General features: G+C 71.2%; 14 protein-coding genes. 9 read left to right on the plus strand and 5 right to left on the minus strand.

Features of this window, described 5'->3' with window-relative positions:
* Nucleotides 1–83: 83 nt before the first annotated feature.
* From AZOLI_RS12820 to AZOLI_RS12830, 4 genes are all read left to right on the plus strand, one after another.
* Complete coding sequence (locus tag AZOLI_RS12820) at nt 84–3,779, plus strand: hybrid sensor histidine kinase/response regulator (protein ID WP_244442485.1); 3,696 nt, start codon at nt 84–86, stop codon at nt 3,777–3,779.
* 173 nt (nt 3,780–3,952) lie between these two features.
* Nucleotides 3,953–4,834 carry a PAS domain-containing protein gene (locus AZOLI_RS33245; RefSeq protein ID WP_244442486.1) on the plus strand — a complete coding sequence of 294 codons (882 nt, stop codon included), beginning with the start codon at nt 3,953–3,955 and terminating at the stop codon, nt 4,832–4,834.
* Nucleotides 4,835–4,855: 21 nt separating this feature from the next.
* Entirely contained in the window at nt 4,856–6,232 is a 1,377-nt protein-coding gene (locus AZOLI_RS33250; protein WP_244442487.1) for a sensor histidine kinase, read from the plus strand.
* A gap of 70 nt (nt 6,233–6,302) precedes the next feature.
* Nucleotides 6,303–6,614 carry a polyhydroxyalkanoic acid system family protein gene (locus tag AZOLI_RS12830; protein ID WP_014249087.1) on the plus strand — a complete coding sequence of 104 codons (312 nt, stop codon included), beginning with the start codon at nt 6,303–6,305 and terminating at the stop codon, nt 6,612–6,614.
* Nucleotides 6,615–6,785: 171 nt separating this feature from the next.
* Here the strand turns inward: AZOLI_RS12830 and AZOLI_RS12835 are convergent, their stop codons facing one another.
* The 3 genes from AZOLI_RS12835 to AZOLI_RS32880 are packed head-to-tail and all read right to left on the minus strand — an operon-like array spanning nt 6,786 to nt 9,907.
* Nucleotides 6,786–7,787, minus strand: a complete 1,002-nt coding sequence (locus AZOLI_RS12835; protein ID WP_162488073.1) for a site-specific tyrosine recombinase XerD — start codon at nt 7,785–7,787, stop codon at nt 6,786–6,788.
* Between the two features lie 28 nt (nt 7,788–7,815).
* Complete coding sequence (locus tag AZOLI_RS12840) at nt 7,816–9,786, minus strand: hypothetical protein (protein WP_014249089.1); 1,971 nt, start codon at nt 9,784–9,786, stop codon at nt 7,816–7,818.
* Nucleotides 9,767–9,907 carry a hypothetical protein gene (locus AZOLI_RS32880; RefSeq protein WP_167331734.1) on the minus strand — a complete coding sequence of 47 codons (141 nt, stop codon included), beginning with the start codon at nt 9,905–9,907 and terminating at the stop codon, nt 9,767–9,769. Before AZOLI_RS32880 ends, AZOLI_RS12840 begins: the two co-directional genes overlap by 20 nt.
* A gap of 398 nt (nt 9,908–10,305) precedes the next feature.
* On the opposite strand from AZOLI_RS32880, the gene AZOLI_RS12845 reads away from it, so the two are divergent.
* The 5 genes from AZOLI_RS12845 to AZOLI_RS12865 all read left to right on the plus strand — a co-directional run bounded on the left by AZOLI_RS12845 (nt 10,306) and on the right by AZOLI_RS12865 (nt 14,150).
* Nucleotides 10,306–10,953, plus strand: a complete 648-nt coding sequence (locus AZOLI_RS12845; RefSeq protein WP_044550903.1) for a shikimate kinase — start codon at nt 10,306–10,308, stop codon at nt 10,951–10,953.
* Nucleotides 10,954–11,004: 51 nt separating this feature from the next.
* Nucleotides 11,005–12,150, plus strand: a complete 1,146-nt coding sequence (gene aroB, locus AZOLI_RS12850; protein ID WP_014249092.1) for a 3-dehydroquinate synthase — start codon at nt 11,005–11,007, stop codon at nt 12,148–12,150.
* 132 nt (nt 12,151–12,282) lie between these two features.
* Nucleotides 12,283–12,774, plus strand: a complete 492-nt coding sequence (locus tag AZOLI_RS12855; protein WP_014249093.1) for an SRPBCC family protein — start codon at nt 12,283–12,285, stop codon at nt 12,772–12,774.
* A gap of 166 nt (nt 12,775–12,940) precedes the next feature.
* Nucleotides 12,941–13,402, plus strand: coding sequence for a CBS domain-containing protein (locus tag AZOLI_RS12860; RefSeq protein WP_014249094.1), 462 nt, complete (start codon nt 12,941–12,943; stop codon nt 13,400–13,402).
* A 127-nt stretch (nt 13,403–13,529) separates the two neighbouring features.
* Nucleotides 13,530–14,150: a DUF2889 domain-containing protein gene (locus AZOLI_RS12865; protein WP_014249095.1), complete on the plus strand. Its 621-nt coding sequence runs from the start codon at nt 13,530–13,532 to the stop codon at nt 14,148–14,150.
* Nucleotides 14,151–14,219: 69 nt separating this feature from the next.
* Here AZOLI_RS12865 and AZOLI_RS12870 read toward each other — a convergent pair whose 3' ends face one another.
* A complete protein-coding gene (locus AZOLI_RS12870) occupies nt 14,220–14,699 on the minus strand; it encodes a ribbon-helix-helix domain-containing protein (protein ID WP_048816489.1) in 480 nt (159 codons plus the stop codon).
* Nucleotides 14,700–14,963: 264 nt separating this feature from the next.
* Nucleotides 14,964–15,239 carry a BolA family protein gene (locus tag AZOLI_RS12875; RefSeq protein ID WP_014249097.1) on the minus strand — a complete coding sequence of 92 codons (276 nt, stop codon included), beginning with the start codon at nt 15,237–15,239 and terminating at the stop codon, nt 14,964–14,966.
* Nucleotides 15,240–15,389: the final 150 nt, after the last annotated feature.

The raw sequence follows: 15,389 nt of genomic DNA on the forward strand, positions 1-15,389 counted from the left end.
AGGGGTATGACGCATCGGGCGAAGCACCCCCTCCGGCGCTGGCGGCGGGCGAGGGGGTGGTCATGCGGAGTCCCCGGCGGAGCGTGGCGTTCCGCATCCTGGCGGGATTGACGGTCATCGGCGGGCTGGCCGCGGCGACCAGCGTCGTCGCCGTCTCGCTGTTTTCCCGCTTCCACCAGGGGTACGAGCAGATCGCCACGGCCAAGGTGCCGGGGCTGGTCGCCGCCGCGCAGCTGGTACAGCAGAGCGGCGCAGTGGCCGCCATCGCTCCCGCCCTGGTCGCCGCCCAGGACCAGACCGCGCGCGAAGCGGTGATGGCGCGGATGGGCGATCAGATCGTCCGGCTGGAACAGCTGATGGCCCGGCTGATCGCACATGGCGGCCAGGGCAGCGGCGGCCAGGGCAGCAGCAACCAGGGAAGCGATGGCCAGGAAAATGGCGGTCAGGCCGATCTGGGCGAACTTGACCGCCGCAAGAACGAGCTGGTCGGCACGCTGCTGACCCTGAACGCCCAGGTCCGTCAGCAGTTGGCCCTGACCGCCGAGACCAACGCCCGCGCCCAGTCCCTGGCCGCCCTGACCGGCCGGCTCGGTGCCGCCGAGTCGCGGGAGGAGGAGGCGCCCTGGCCGATGGAGACGCGCTCCGGCCTTCCGGATGCCGAGGCGGCGGAGCGCAGCCGCGATGCGCTGGAGCGCTGGCGCCGGGACCTGACCGCGGCGGCCACCACGCTGCTGGCCGCCTTGCGCGCCGACCGCGACAGTCAGCTGGACGGGTTCCAGGCCGAGACCCGCATGGCGCTGAACAATGCCGCCGCGGCGCTGGCCATGCTGCCGCCGGACCGCGCCGCCCGGCTGCGGCCGCTGCAGCGCGAGGTGGAGGAGGAGGCCTTCGGACGATCCCCCCTGTTCACCCTGCGCGCGGCGGAGCTGTCGCTGCAGCGGGCGGTCAAGCGGTCGGCGGCCCGCAACCAGGCGGTGTCGGACCAGCTGGTCGGCATCGTGTCCGACTATTTCCTGGCGGTGGAGCAGGACGTCGCCCGCCGCTCGTCCGAGTTCGAGCGGGTGATCCGCGACGGCGAGCGGGCGGTGATCGCCATGGCGCTGCTGTCGATCCTGGGCGCCGCCGCGATCTTCGCCTACATCCACCGCAACGTGGTGGCGCGGCTGCGCCGGCTGCGCAGCGCCATGCAGGCGGTCGAGACGGCCGAGCCGGCGGCGATGCCCGACCTCGACCTGCCCTCCGCCACCCCGTCCGGCAGCCGGGACGAGATCGGCGAGATGGCCCGCGCGCTGGCCTATTTCGTCACCACCATCCGCGCCCGCGAGAGCGCGCTGGCCGACGGCGAGCGGCGGCTGCGCACCATCCTGGAACAGAGCCCGGTCGGCGTCTCCATCGGCCGTACCGACGGCACCGTCGCCTTCGCCAACGCCCGCGCCGCCGAGCTGGCCGGCCGGCCGCTGGACGCGTTCGTCGGCAGCCGCCACGCGCTGGCCCTGCCGGGCGCCAGCATCAGCCGGGGCGGAGCGGGGCAGGGGCAGGAGGGAAAGGCGGAAGCCGGCGGCGTGGTGGTGCGCGATGCGGAGGTCGCGGTCGACCGGCCCGACGGCAGCCGGGTCTGGGCCCTGCAGACGCTCCAGCGCACCAGCTTCGAGGGCGAGCCGGCGGTTCTCGCCTGGAGCTACGACATCACCGCGCGCAAGCAGGCGGAGGAGGCGCTGCGCGCCGCCAAGGAACAGGCGGAGATCGCAGCCCGGTCGAAGGCGGAATTCCTGGCCACCATGAGCCACGAGATCCGCACGCCCATGAACGGCGTGCTCGGCATGCTGGAGCTGATGGCGCTGACCCCGCTGGACGAGGAGCAGCGCACCCTGGTCTCCACCATGCGGGACAGCGGGGCGGCGCTGCTGCGGATCATCGACGACATCCTCGACCTGTCGAAGATCGAGGCCGGGAAGCTGGAGCTGGAGGATCTCGACCTGCGCCCGGCGGAACTGGTGGAGGGGGTGGCCGACCTGCTGGCGCCTCAGGCCCACCAGAAGGGGCTGGCGCTGATCTGCGACATCCATCGGTCGGTGCCGGCGCGGTTGCGCGGCGATTCCGGCCGGCTGCGCCAGATCCTGTTCAACCTGACCGGCAACGCCATCAAGTTCACCGACCGCGGCCGGGTGGTGCTGCGCGTCCATGCCGCCGAACCGGCAAGCCTGGATCATGTGCGCCTGCATGTGGCGGTGGAGGACACCGGCATCGGCATCGGGCCGGAGGGGCAGGCGCGGCTGTTCCAGCCCTTCAGCCAGGCCGACAGTTCCACCACCCGGCGCTTCGGCGGCACCGGGCTGGGGCTGGCGATCTGCACCCGGCTGATCGAGCGGATGGGCGGACGGATCGGCGTCGAGTCAGTGCCCGGCCGGGGCTCGACCTTCTGGTTCACGGTGGACCTGGCGCGGGGGGAGGAGCCCGCCTTGCCCGCCCCGGCGCCGCTGGCCGGACTGGCCGTGCTGGTCGCCGACGAGGACGAGGTGCAGCGCGACGTGCTGGCCCGCTACCTGGAGCAGGGCGGGGCAACGGTGACCGCCGCCGCCACGGTGGCCGAAGCGGCGTCCCGCCTGGGGCGCGGGGGCTGGGGGTTGCTGGTCACCAGCACGGCGATGGCGGGACGGCTGGAACCGCTGGCGGGCGCCTGCGGACCCGGACTGCCGCGGCTGCTGCTGGGTGACGGGCGGGGGAACGGCCCCGCGGTCGCTTCGCCCCACGGCGGAGCGGGCGGGCTGGTGCAGCCGGTCCACCGCACCGCCCTGATCCGCGCCGCCGCCCTCCTGACCGGCCGTGCCGCACCCGATGCCGACCGGGCCGGTGCCGCGGGTGGCACTTTGGGGGCTTCCATGGAGCGGTCCGGCCTGCCGCTCGCCGTTCCAGTCGGCGCGGGAGAGGGACAGCAGGGCGGCCCGCCGGCCTACGGTCCGGTCCTGGTTGCGGAAGACCATCCGACCAACCAGCAGGTCGTGCTGCGCCAGCTGCGCCGTCTGGGCTGCACGGTGGAACTGGCGGCCGATGGGGAGCAGGCGCTGTCGGCCTGGCGCATCGGACGCCACCGGCTGGTCATCACCGACTGCCACATGCCGGTGATGGACGGCTACGAGCTTGCCCGCCGCATCCGGGCGGAAGAGGGCGGGATCGGCCATCCCACCGCCATCGTCGCCATGACCGCCAATGCGCTGTCCGGCGAGATGGAGCGCTGTCTGGCCGCCGGCATGGACGATTACCTCGCCAAGCCGGTGACGCTGGCCCAGCTGTCGCAGGTGCTGGCCCGGCGGCTCGGCGCGCCTCCCCGCCCGCCGGAGACGAAGGAACCGCCGGGACCGCAACCCGTCCGCCCGCCGGACGAATCGGCCCTGCCGGTGCTCGACCTCGACCACCTGCGCGAGACCTTCGGCGGAAGCCGGGAGGACGGCATCGATGGCGGCACGCTGGACATGATGGACTTCTTCATCGAAACGACGCGGCCGACCCTGGAAAAGTTGCGGCAGGCGCTCGACGCCGGGGAGATGGAGGAGGCGCGGGCGGCAGCCCATTCGGCCGCCGGAGCGGCACGAACCGCAGGCGCGCGGGTGCTGGCAGCCGCCTGCACCGCGCTGGAGCGCGCGATCGTAGACGCGCGACTGGAGGAGGTGGAACGCCATGCGCAGGCGATGGCCGCGGCCTTCCCGGAGGTCGAAAAGGCGATTCACGCGCTGCGCCACACGAAAGAGACGGTATCGCAGCCGGAAGAGAGCATGGCCTGACCGGATGTGTCGGGTCGTAATCTACCTGGACGGGAGCGGCAATCCGAAAAGGCGCACGGCTGACGCGAGTTGCTTGTCGGTGGGGTAGGGCTGAACTACTCTGGCCATCTTGATTGATTTCGACTGATTCAGCCGGGCCGTCGCCAAGCCCTGGCGGTCCGGGGGTGGAAAGCGTGGTCGGTTTCGCTGGCTTCTTTTGGAACAAGGAAACCCGGCGCCAGGCCGACCATGCAGCCGCAGACCGCGACCGCTGGCAGGCGATGCTCGCCGCCTCTCCCTATCCCTGGTGCGCCTGGACCGAATCGGGTGGCGGCGCCCTGTCGGACGAGGCGGCGGCCCTGCTGGGCATCTCCAAGGCCGACGCGCTGCCGGACGCGGTGTCGTCGCCCGATTTCGCCGCCGCCCTTGCCCGCCTGCGCCGCGACGGCGAGCCTTTCCGCTGCGAAGGACTGGTGCCGGATGGCCGGCGACTGATGCTGACCGGCCGGCGGGGCTGTGTCGGCGACAGCTGCTGCGACGTGGTGTGGATCGAGGACGTCACCGTCGCCCGCGACGCCGTTCAGGACGCGAACCGCCGTCACGAGACGGAAAGCGGGGTCGCCCGCTCCCGCCTTGCCGAGCTGCAGGCGATGGCCGATGCCCTGCCGATCCCGGTGTGGATGCGCGACCGCTCGTTACGGCTGTCCTGGTGCAACCGCGCCTATGCCCGCGCCGTCGACAGCGATCCGGACAGCGTGGTGACGGAGGGGCGGGAACTGACCGCCACCGGCCCGGCGCTGGCCGAACGGGCGCGCAGCGGCGGCTTCGCCCAGTCCGACCGCGCCCCCGTGGTGATCGGCACCGAGCGCCGCCTGCTGGAGGTGACGGAGGCGCCGCTGCCGCTGACCGACGGCGGCGGCACGCTGGTGGTCGGCTATGCCCTGGACCTGACCCCGCTGGAGGAGCTGCGCGGCGAACTGGACCGCCACCTGACGGCGCATGCGGAGGTGCTGGAGCGGCTGGGCACCGCCATCGCCATCTTCGGCCCCGACACCCGCCTGACCTTCTTCAACTAGGCCTATGCCCGGCTGTGGGATTTGGACGAGGCATGGCTGCGCACCGAGCCCACCAACGCCGAACTGCTGGAGGAGCTGCGCGCCCGCCGCCGCCTGCCGGAATATGCCGACTACCAGACCTTCAAGCGCGAACGCCTGACCCGCTACACCCATCTGGTGGAGCCGGTGGAGGAGATGCTGCACCTGCCGGACGGCACCACGCTGCGCCATCTGGCCGCCCCCCATCCGCAGGGCGGGCTGATCACCATCCTGGAGGACGTGACCAACACGCTGGCGCTGGAATCCTCCTACAACACGCTGATGGCCGTGCAGCAGGAGACGCTGGACAATCTGGCGGAGGGCATCGCGGTGTTCGGCGGCGACGGCCGGCTGAAGCTGTCCAACCCGGCCTTCGCCCGCATCTGGGATCTGGCGGACGGCGACCTGCACGGCGAACCGCACATCGCCGATGTCTTCGAGCGCATGCGCCCGCTGCTGGAGATGGCGCCGCCGGACCGGCAGGGGGAGGCCGCCGCCTCCGGCTGGGAAGCCCTGAAGGAGGAGTTGATCGGCGCCACGCTGGAACGCAGCGTCCGCTCCGGCAGGGTGGAGCGCAGCGACGGGTCGGTGGTGGAGTTCTCCACCCTGCCGCTGCCCGACGGGGCGGTGCTGAACAGCTATCTGGACGTGACCGACGGCGCCCGGCTGGAGACGGCGCTGCGCGCCTCCAACGCGGCGCTGGAGGCCGCCGACCAATTGAAGAGCGAGTTCATCGCCAACGTCTCCCACCATCTGCGCACGCCGCTGAACGGCATCATCGGCTTCGCCGAGGTTCTGGCGAACCAGTATTTCGGCGAGCTCAACGCCCGGCAGATGGAGTATGTGCGCAGCATGCTGACCGCCGGGGAGCGGTTGCTGGAACTGATCGACGACGTGGTCGACCTGACCAGCCTGGGAGCCGGCGTGACAACGCTGGAACGCGAGACGGTCAGCCTGCCCGACCTGCTCGACTCGGTGGCCAGCCTCACCCGCGAATGGGCCCGGCGCGAGGGGCTGCGCATGGAGGTCGTGGCGCCGGAGGCGCTTGGCGAGATCGAGGGCGACGGCAAGCGGCTGAAGCAGGCGCTGTTCACCCTCGTGGTCGGCGCCATCCGCAACCCGCCGCCCGACCGCCGCATCCGGCTGGCCGGCGAACGGCTGAACGGCAGCATCACCCTGTCGGTCAGCGGCGCCGCTCCGCCGGACGCCGATCCGCAGGGCGCGGCAGCCCTCGGCGTCTCGCTGGCGCGCAACGTGATGGAGCTGCATGGCGGCCGGCTGGAGCTGGACGAATCCGGTGGCACCGGCGTCTTCCGCAGCGCCCATGTCCGCTGCATCATGCCGGTCCGCGCGCCGGTCAACGGCGTGAAGGCCGGCTGACCGGGACCCAGGACGCGTCTCCGGCGTTACCCATGTCCACCCGATCCCGTGCAGTGCGGAGCCGCCGACGATGCCCAAGCCCCTGACCCTGTCCATCCCCCACTCGCTCGGCCGGGCGGAGGCCAAGCGCCGGCTGGTCGACGGCATGGGCGAGGCGCGGGCCCGTCTCAGCACCGTGGCGGCCAGCGTCGACGACAGCTGGACCGACGACCGCCTGAACTTCCGCGTCGTGGCGCTGGCCCAGACCATCGCCGGCCACATCGACGTGCTGGACGACAGCGTCGAGATGGAGGTTCAGCTCCCCTGGGCGCTGGCCCTGCTGGCCGACAAGATCAAGAACAAGGTGTCCCGCCAGGGCACGCTGATGCTGGAGAAGAAGTAAGGATCGGGGGGAGGTGTCGGCTGACGATGCCCCCACCCCAACCCTCCCCCGCTGGGCGGGGGAGGGAGTAAATGCTTGATTGGTAAGGAAGCGGTAGTCCCTCCCCCGCCCAGCGGGGGAGGTTAGGAGGGGGCAATCGAAGCCCGCACCTCCCCCCCATCCTTACCTCCCTCACCCCTCCGACGGCTCTTCCACCCTGCGGCGGGCGAGCGGGTGGTGGTCGTGCATGACCTTCTTCAGCCGTTCCGTCACCACATGGGTGTAGATCTGCGTCGTCGCGATGTCGGCATGGCCCAGCATCTTCTGGACCGAGCGCAAATCGGCGCCATGGTCGAGCAGATGGGTGGCGAAGGCGTGGCGCAGGACGTGCGGGCTGACCTTCTCGGGGTCGATTCCGGAATCGATGGCTAGCTGTTTCAGCAACTGGGCGAAGCGCTGGCGTGTCAGGTGCCCTTCGCCGGAGCTGCGTGACGGGAACAGGAAGGGGCTGTGCCCGGCATCCCCTCCGGCAACGGGCGGAATGAAGTGGCCGCGCAGCGGGATATAGGCGGCCAGCGCCGCCAGCGCCGGGTCGGACAGCGGCACCATCCGCTCCTTGCCGCCCTTGCCGCGCACCAGCAGGCCGCGGCCGTCGCGCATGATGGCGGTCATCGGCAGGCCGACCAGTTCCGACACGCGCAGGCCGGTGGCGTAGAGCACCTCCAGCAAAGCCACCAGCCGCAGCCCCTCCGGCCCGCCGCGCGCCTCGGCGGTGGACAGCATGGCTCCGACCTCCGCCTCCGTCAGGATCTTAGGCAGCGGACGGCCCTGCTTGGGGCTGTCGAGCGGCGAGGCGGGATCGTCGACCCGCCGGCCTTCCGACAGCAGGAAGCGGTAGAACTGCCGCATCGCCGACAGCCGCCGTGCCACCGTGCGCGGGGCGCCGTCCCTGCTCTGCACCGCCAGATAGGCGCGCAGATCCTCGGTGCCGGCCCCCTCCAGCGCCACGCTGCGCTGGGCGAGCCAGCGGCCGAGATCGGCGAGGTCGCGCTCATAGGCCAGCCGCGTGTTCACCGCCGCCCCGCGCTCCGCCGTCAGCATGTCGAGGAAGGCGTCCAGATGCGGGGAGGTGGCGAGCGGGCGCGGCTTGCACGGCCGGCCCCGCCGCTTGGCGGAACTTTTGGAAGCGGTCATCGTGGTGGCAGGCTTTCCGGGCATGAGGTCATTGCACGCCCCGTTCGGAAAGGGTGGGGGCGGAAAGGGCGGGATCGGGTGCGGCGGGTCCGGCGATGGCCGCCATCGCCTCGCGGGCGAGGGCGCGGGCGTCCGGCTCCAGCCCGACCGCCTTCAGGTTGGCCGCCACCCGCGCGGTGACGACCGGCGGCAGGCCGGCAGGCCCGGCCTCCCCCAGCAGGAGCAGGGCGGCGACCACCGTCTCGCCGACCCGCCCGCCGCCGGCGGCATCGCCCAGCCGCTGCCACAGCGTCGGATCGACCCCGGCATCGCTGCCGCTGGGCGGGCCGGCGCCATCGGTGGCCTGCATCCACGCCTCGTCCGGTACCATCACGCCCGTCGCCTGCAGAAGGGCGAGCTGTCCGGCGATGCGGCTGCGGGCCGGTGTATCGGCACCGCGCAACACCTCCTCCAGCCAGGCGGCCAGCGCGCGCGGATCCTCGGCGCCGCGCCCTGTCGCCACCACGGCCAGCGGCCACAGCCAGGCGGTGTCGGCGCTCCGCCCGCTGCGCAGGGCGAGATCGTGCCAGCGCCGCGCCTGATCGAGCCGGCCAAGCGCGTAATAGAGCCGTGCCGCCGCCGGGGCCAGCGCCGCGGCGTCCCCACTCGGCGACACGGTGTCGAGAAGCCCGGCCGCGGCGCCGCCGACCGGCCCGGCGCGCAGGCGCGGGTCGACCAGCTCCACCGCCAGGGAAGCGAGCGCGATGCGGCGCTGCCCGTCCATCGCCGCCGCCATCGCCTGATGGACCAGGGCGCGGGTGCGGGCGCCGCGGTCGCGCCGGGCGATGTCCCTCACCCGCAACAGCTCGTCGCCCGACGGCGGCACTTGGACATAGAGGTCGAGCAGTTGGCGGGCGTCGAGGAACAGGGAGGCCGCCGCGCGTTCCCCGGCCGCGGCGCGGGTGGCGGGATCGGTGGACGGGTTGGTGGCGATGGCGGCAAGGGCCGGCAGGTTGTCCAGCGGCAGTCGGTCGGGCGGAACCCCGATCCGCGCCGTCCGCATGGCGGCCAGCGTCAGCGCCAGCCCGTCGGGGTCGCCCTGCAGGATCAGCGAGCGGGCAGGGGGCGGCGCTGCGCCGGCCAGGGCATCGGCCACCATCAGGAACGGATCGGAGCGGCGGGCGCCGCCGCTGCGCAGGCTCGCCAACGCCTCGTCCGTGCCGGCGCGGTTGCCGACGCGGGCATGGCAGAACAGAGCCAGCCTAGTCCAATAGGCGGAGGCGAAGCTCTTGCCGCGGGCGAGCGCGCGTGTGCAATCCAGGCCGCCGCGCACCAGCTCCGCATCGGTCAGCGCCTTCGCCGCCGCCTCATCCGCCGCCAGCGCCGCGGGCAGCAGGGCCGCCAGATCGGCGGCTCCGGCGGGATCGCCGATCCGCGCCAGCTTCTCGATGCGCAGCGCGCCGAAGCGGCGGGGCGGCGGCACCTCCCCATCCGCCACGGCCGGCGACCCGGCGCTCAACAGCAGCCGGCGTTCCAGCGCCTTGACGGCGGGGGAGGGGGTGTCGACAGGAAGGGCGGCGATCAGCGGCAGAAGCTCCGCCCGGCCGATGCCGCGCCAGGGGTCGGCACCCAGCCCCTGCAGCCCGCTCAGCGTTCCCGCACCATCCGGATCGGGCGCCCCCAGAGCCTCGCGCGCGACCGGCACCGGCCGCGCCACCACGGGGGAGACGGGCGGCGGCGCTGCGACCGCGGGCGGGTAGACCGGAACGACGACGGGCGCAGGCGTGGCGACAGGCACCGGTATGGGAGCCGGCGCGTCCGTTCCGGCGTCGGGCGTCAGCCGGATCGGCGGACCGGCGACCTGTGCCGCGGCGGACGCCATCCAGCCGGTGGCCATCCAGCCGGTGACTGTCCAGCCGGCCGCCAGCAGTCCGGCCAGCAGCAGGGCGGCCGAAAGCGGGAAGCCCGAATGCGGACCGGCCCCGGCCGATGGTCGGGGTTCAGCGCGGGAAGCGCTCATCCGGCAGAACCTTCTCCACCGTCTTCGATGGAGCCGGCAGGTCCCACGAGGCGAGGAAAACCATGCCACCGGCGATCACCAGCAACAGCAGGACGATGAGGATCGAGAGAAACCGGCTCATGGCACCAAGGACGCGTTGTGTCGGAAAACAGCGGATCGGAGCGGAGCTACCACGCCCGGCGGTCGCAGGGCTTGGGACAAGCAATGGCTTTTCTGCTAAAGCATCCGCACCCCGGCCGCGGCGGTGACCGGCGACCGGGAGCACCGCCAACGGAGACACCGTTCAGCGGCGGCGCAGTGTAGCCACAGGTTGGACCGCCGCGCAACCCGCCCACCCGGCTTTCGGGCCGGCTTTCCGGAGGGGCGCCCCGGAGGAGCGCGCTTGTGCCGGCCAGCTTTCGGCGGGTATGAGTGTTGTCTGTTTCAGCGGTATGACGGCTGTCCCGCTGGATCGGGCGGACAGCGGAGTTGCGGGTACGGGTGGCGGATCAGATGGACGTGATGGGATTGCACAAGGCGATGACGGCCCTGCTTCCGGAGACGGGGGGCGGAGCGGCGGAGGACAAGGCACCGCTGCTGCCGCGCACCGTGGTGCTGGTCGGCCTGATGGGTGCCGGCAAGAGCGCCATCGGGCGCCGGCTGGCGACACGGCTCCACCTGCCCTTCCGCGATGCCGACACCGAGATCGAGGCCGCGGCCGGCTGCACCATCGCCGAGATCTTCGCCCGCGACGGCGAGCCGGTCTTCCGCTCCGTCGAGCGCCGCATCATCACCCGGCTGCTGACCGACGAGCCGGTGCACATCCTGGCGACCGGCGGCGGCGCCTTCATGGACCCGGACACCCGCGCCGCCATCCGCCAGCATGGCATCTCGGTCTGGCTGCGCGCCGAACTGGACGTCCTGGTCGCCCGCACCGCGCGGCGCACCCACCGCCCCATCCTGAACCAGGGCGACCCGCGCGCCATCCTGGGCCGGCTGATGGAACAGCGCTATCCCGTCTATGCCGAGGCCGACCTGACGGTGGTCAGCGACGAACGCCCGCCGGACGTGACGGTGGAACTGGTGATCGACGCGCTGGAGGCGCATTTCGGCGTCCAGCTTCCCCACCGCCAGGGCACGGGTCATGGCCCGCGCGGCGGCCGGACCGCCAAGGCCGACGTCCCCTGACGGCCGGTCCACATGCCCTTTCCTGAACCTCCAGCTTTGCGGACTGCTCCGATGACCTCCGTCTCCGCCGCCACCCCGGCCGCCCTCGACACCGTTCGCCTGGAGCTGGGCGCCCGCAGCTACGACATCCTGGTCGGCGACGGCGTACTGGCCGATGCGGGCGAGCGTATCGCCGCCGTCACCCGCGGCCGGGCGCCCATCGTGGTGACCGACGCCAACGTTGCGCCGCTGCATCTGGACACGCTGAACGCCACGATGCTGGCGGCGGGGATCGCGCCGCAGCCGGCCATCGTCCTGCCCGCCGGCGAGAAGACCAAGGACTTCGCCCATTTCCAGCAGCTGATGGACGACATCCTGGGCCGCGGGATCGAACGGTCCACCGTCCTGCTGGCGCTGGGCGGCGGGGTGATCGGCGACATCACCGGCTTCGCCGCCGCGTCGGCCCTGCGCGGCATCGACTTCATCCAGGTGCCGACGACGCTGCTGTCCCAGGTCGACAGCTCGGTCGGCGGCAAGACCGGCATCAACAGCCGCCACGGCAAGAACCTGATCGGCGCCTTCCACCAGCCGCGGCTGGTCATTGCCGACACCGCCACGCTCGACACCCTGCCGCGGCGCGAGGTGCTGGCCGGCTATGCCGAGGTGGTGAAGTACGGCCTGATCCGCCAGCCCGACTTCTTCGCCTGGCTGGAGCGGAACGGCCGCCGCGTGGTGGACGGCGACAGCGATGCCCGGCGCCATGCAGTGACCGTCAGCTGCCGCGCCAAGGCCGACATCGTCGGGGTGGACGAGCGCGAGAGCGGCGACCGGGCTCTGCTGAACCTGGGCCACACCTTCGGCCATGCGCTGGAGGCGGCGACCGGCTTCGGCCAGACCCTGCTGCATGGCGAGGGGGTGGCGATCGGCATGGTGCTGGCCTTCGACCTGTCGGTCCGGCTGGGGCTTTGCCCGGCGGAGGATGCGCGGCGCGCCCGCGCCCATCTGGCCGAGGTCGGGCTGCCGGTGCGCCCGGCCGACATCCCCGGCGTCGCCTGGGACGTGGACGGGCTGGTGCGGTCGATGGCCAAGGACAAGAAGGTGCAGGACGGCCGCATCACCTTCATCCTGGCCGACCGCATCGGCAACGCCTTCACCCGCCGCGACGTCGATGCCGCCGCCGTCCGCGCCGTTCTGGAGGAGGCGGTGACCCCGGCCTGATCCCAGCACCTCTCATTTGGACCTTTGCGGATAGTCAGTCTTTCGCACAATAGCGGCCCTCGCCGTTGCCCGCCCATACTCCCGGCCAAGACCGCGGCCGTCCCGCCGCGGCGCAAAACGGGAGGATGGGCGATGAAGGCGATGCTGGGCGTGTCGGCGTTGGGTGCGTTGATGGTGGCGGCGACCGCGCCGGCCATGGCGCTTGAGGTGCGCGAGCAGGCGACGATCAAGGCGCCGATCGAGCAGGTGTGGAAGCAGATCGCACCCTTCTGCGCCATCGCCGACTGGCATCCGGCCGTGGAGGGCTGCACCCTGCGCAAGACAGGCGGCATGCAGGAGCGCGACCTCGCCCTGAAGGGCGGCGGCGCCATCCAGGAGCGGCTGGTGTCCGTCTCCGCCGGTAAGCACCGCCTGCGCTATACGCTGCTGAACGGACCGCTGCCGGTGAAGAACTACAGCTCCACCATCCGGCTCGGCGCGGTGGACGCCCGCACCACCCGCGTCACCTGGTCCTCCAGCTTCGAGGCCAGCGGTGCCTCCGATGCGGAGGCGCGCAAGACCATCGCCGGCATCTACACCAGCGGCTTCGAAGGGCTGCGCAAGCGGCTTGATTCCGCACAGTAAAACCGGCGGAGGCGAAAACCAATCCGGAAACATGCATGGTTTTTAACAATCGGTTCTATTGACTATCTGCACATCAAGCTGACAGGATCGGTATGCCGCGTTGCGAAATCGCGGTCGAGTGCATCGTTCGTCCACAAAACCTGCAATCACGAGGGAGATGGGACACATGCCGACACGCCGACTGATGCCGGACGTCATCAAGAACCAGGAGCTGACCTGCCTGCCGCCCGGCGCCACCGTGCGCGATGCCGCCACCCTGATGGCGGAGAAGCGCATCGCCGCGGTGCTGGTCACCGAAGGGCGCACGCTGAAGGGCATCGTCACCGAACGCGACATGACCACACGGGTGGTGGCCGCCGGACTCGACCCCGACACCACGCCGCTGTCGTCCGTGATGACCGCAGATCCCGATACGCTGGTACCCTCGGCCACGGCGCTGTCCGCGCTCGACCTGATGGAACGGCGCCATTACCGCCACCTGCCCATCGCAGTGGACGGCGAAGTGGTGGGCATGGTGTCGATCCGCGACCTGTTCGCCGTCGTCCGCGCCCATCTGGAGGACGAGTTGCGCAGCCGCGAGGCCTACATGTTCGGCAGCGGCTATTCGGCGGAGGCCACGCCGGGCTGAGGAGCCGGGATGGGGACGAGGCTGACCTATAGGTAACGCTGCGTTGCGGCGGGGTCGGGTTGACCGGGCGCCCGGCCCCGCCGATAGTCGAGGATGAGCCATCCTAACTGCTGAACTGGAAAGCCCGATGTCCGCGCCCTCGCTGTCCGCCCCCGCCGCGCGCGAGCCGATCCACACCCGTCGCGTCACCTGCCAGGGCTTCCGGCGCGCCGACGGGCTGTGGGACATCGAAGGGCACCTGACGGACGTCAAGAGTTATGGGTTCCATACCGAGGAGCGCGGGCATCTGGAGCCGGGAACGCCGATCCACCAGATGTGGATGCGTCTGACCGTCGACGACAAGCTGACCGTCCAGGCGGTGGAGGCGGTCACCCAGGACAGCCCCTACAACGCCTGCGGCAGCATCACGCCGCAGTTCCAGAAGCTGGTCGGCCTGCGCATCGGTCCGGGCTGGACCCGTGCGGTCAAGGACCGGCTGGGCGGGCCGAAGGGCTGCACCCATCTGGTGGAACTGCTGGGCCCGCTGGCGACCACCGCCTTCCAGACCGTCTATCCGATCCTTGCCCGCGAGGCGGCCGAACGGGCGAAAGCGGCCGGCAAACCGCCCCACGACGACGGAAAGCGGCCGGCCCTGCTGAACATGTGCCACATCTTCGACAGCAACGGCGAAGTGGTGCGCAGGCATTGGCCTGCCCACTACACCGGCGAGCAAGGCGAAGGCTCCGCCCGTGGGGAAGCGGCGGATTAGGCGACGCCGCTCTGCGAAACAGCGGAAGGAAAGGCGGAGTGCGGCCGGCGGCCAGGCCGCCGCGCGCCTTTATGCCTCCAGCAAGGTGCTTGGCGACGCGGATTGGCCACCGGGGGTGGGAAAGCTGCCGCCTGCCGCGACCGCGGACTGGCCGCCGTCGACGTCATCGACAGCCGGCAGTTCGAAAGGCGTGCCGATGAACGGATCGCTGCCGCCGTGGCCGGCGCGCAGATGACCATCCTCCGTGCAGGCGCGCCGGTAATAGGACGCGATGAAGACACGCACGGCGGAGGTCAGGGTGACGTCCGCCTCCTCCGGATCGATGCCGCGGCGACGGGCCTGCTCTTCGATCCGTTCCTTGATCTGCGTGCAGAGACGATTGACGGTCAGTCCTTCCCGACGGCCGATATCCTCCAGAGCATCCCACATCGACGGTTCCAGCCGCATGCTCGTGCGATGTCCGCCGATCATGATGTTCTGGCTTCTCAACGGTTCCACCCCTGCCTGTGGGGTGTTCACCCGCTTTTTCTTCGGCCCACGCTTCGCCATCCGCAGCCCCTTCCACGAAGCCGCCGGCGGACATGCGAAGTTTGTGTCCGCCACGGCGCGATAAATGGTTGCATATATCGCACTTTACTAAACGCAGCGGGAATTGCAACCACGCACGCGCCTTCCATTCTTACAACATTTTCTAAAATCGACTCGTAGTTGCATTCATATGTATGCTATTTCGGCCTCTCAACCGCCCGTTACTTGTGCGGCGGCAAACGAGTGTTGACGCTGGGGTCCTGCCGGTAGTCGGCGAAGCTGCTGTCAGGCTCCTGCTTCGCCGGGGGCGTGGGTGGTCAGGCCCAGCGCATGCACCCGCTCGCGCAGTTCATCGGCCAGCAGGCCATAGACCATGCGCTGGCGCTCCACCCGCGACTTGCCGGTGAAGGCGGCGGAGACGACGGTGACGTGGAAATGGGTCTCGCCCGCGGCGTCCGCACCGGCATGGCCGGCATGGCGGGCGGAGTCGTCGACCACCTCCAGACGATCCGGCGCCAGTCCGGCTGTCAGCTTCTCGCGGATGCGGGTGGCGTATTCCATGGTGGGGCCCCGGTTTCTCTCGCATGAGCGGTGGAAGGGCGGCGACCGTGGGAGCGGCTTCCCCCGGCGATCCGCACCGGAAAGGAGAGGGCGCGATTCACCGTCTGTCAAGCTCCGCGACCCGCGCGTTGCGGATGACGGAAGCCCGAT

Source organism: Azospirillum lipoferum 4B (assembly GCF_000283655.1).
Taxonomy (GTDB): domain Bacteria; phylum Pseudomonadota; class Alphaproteobacteria; order Azospirillales; family Azospirillaceae; genus Azospirillum; species Azospirillum lipoferum_C.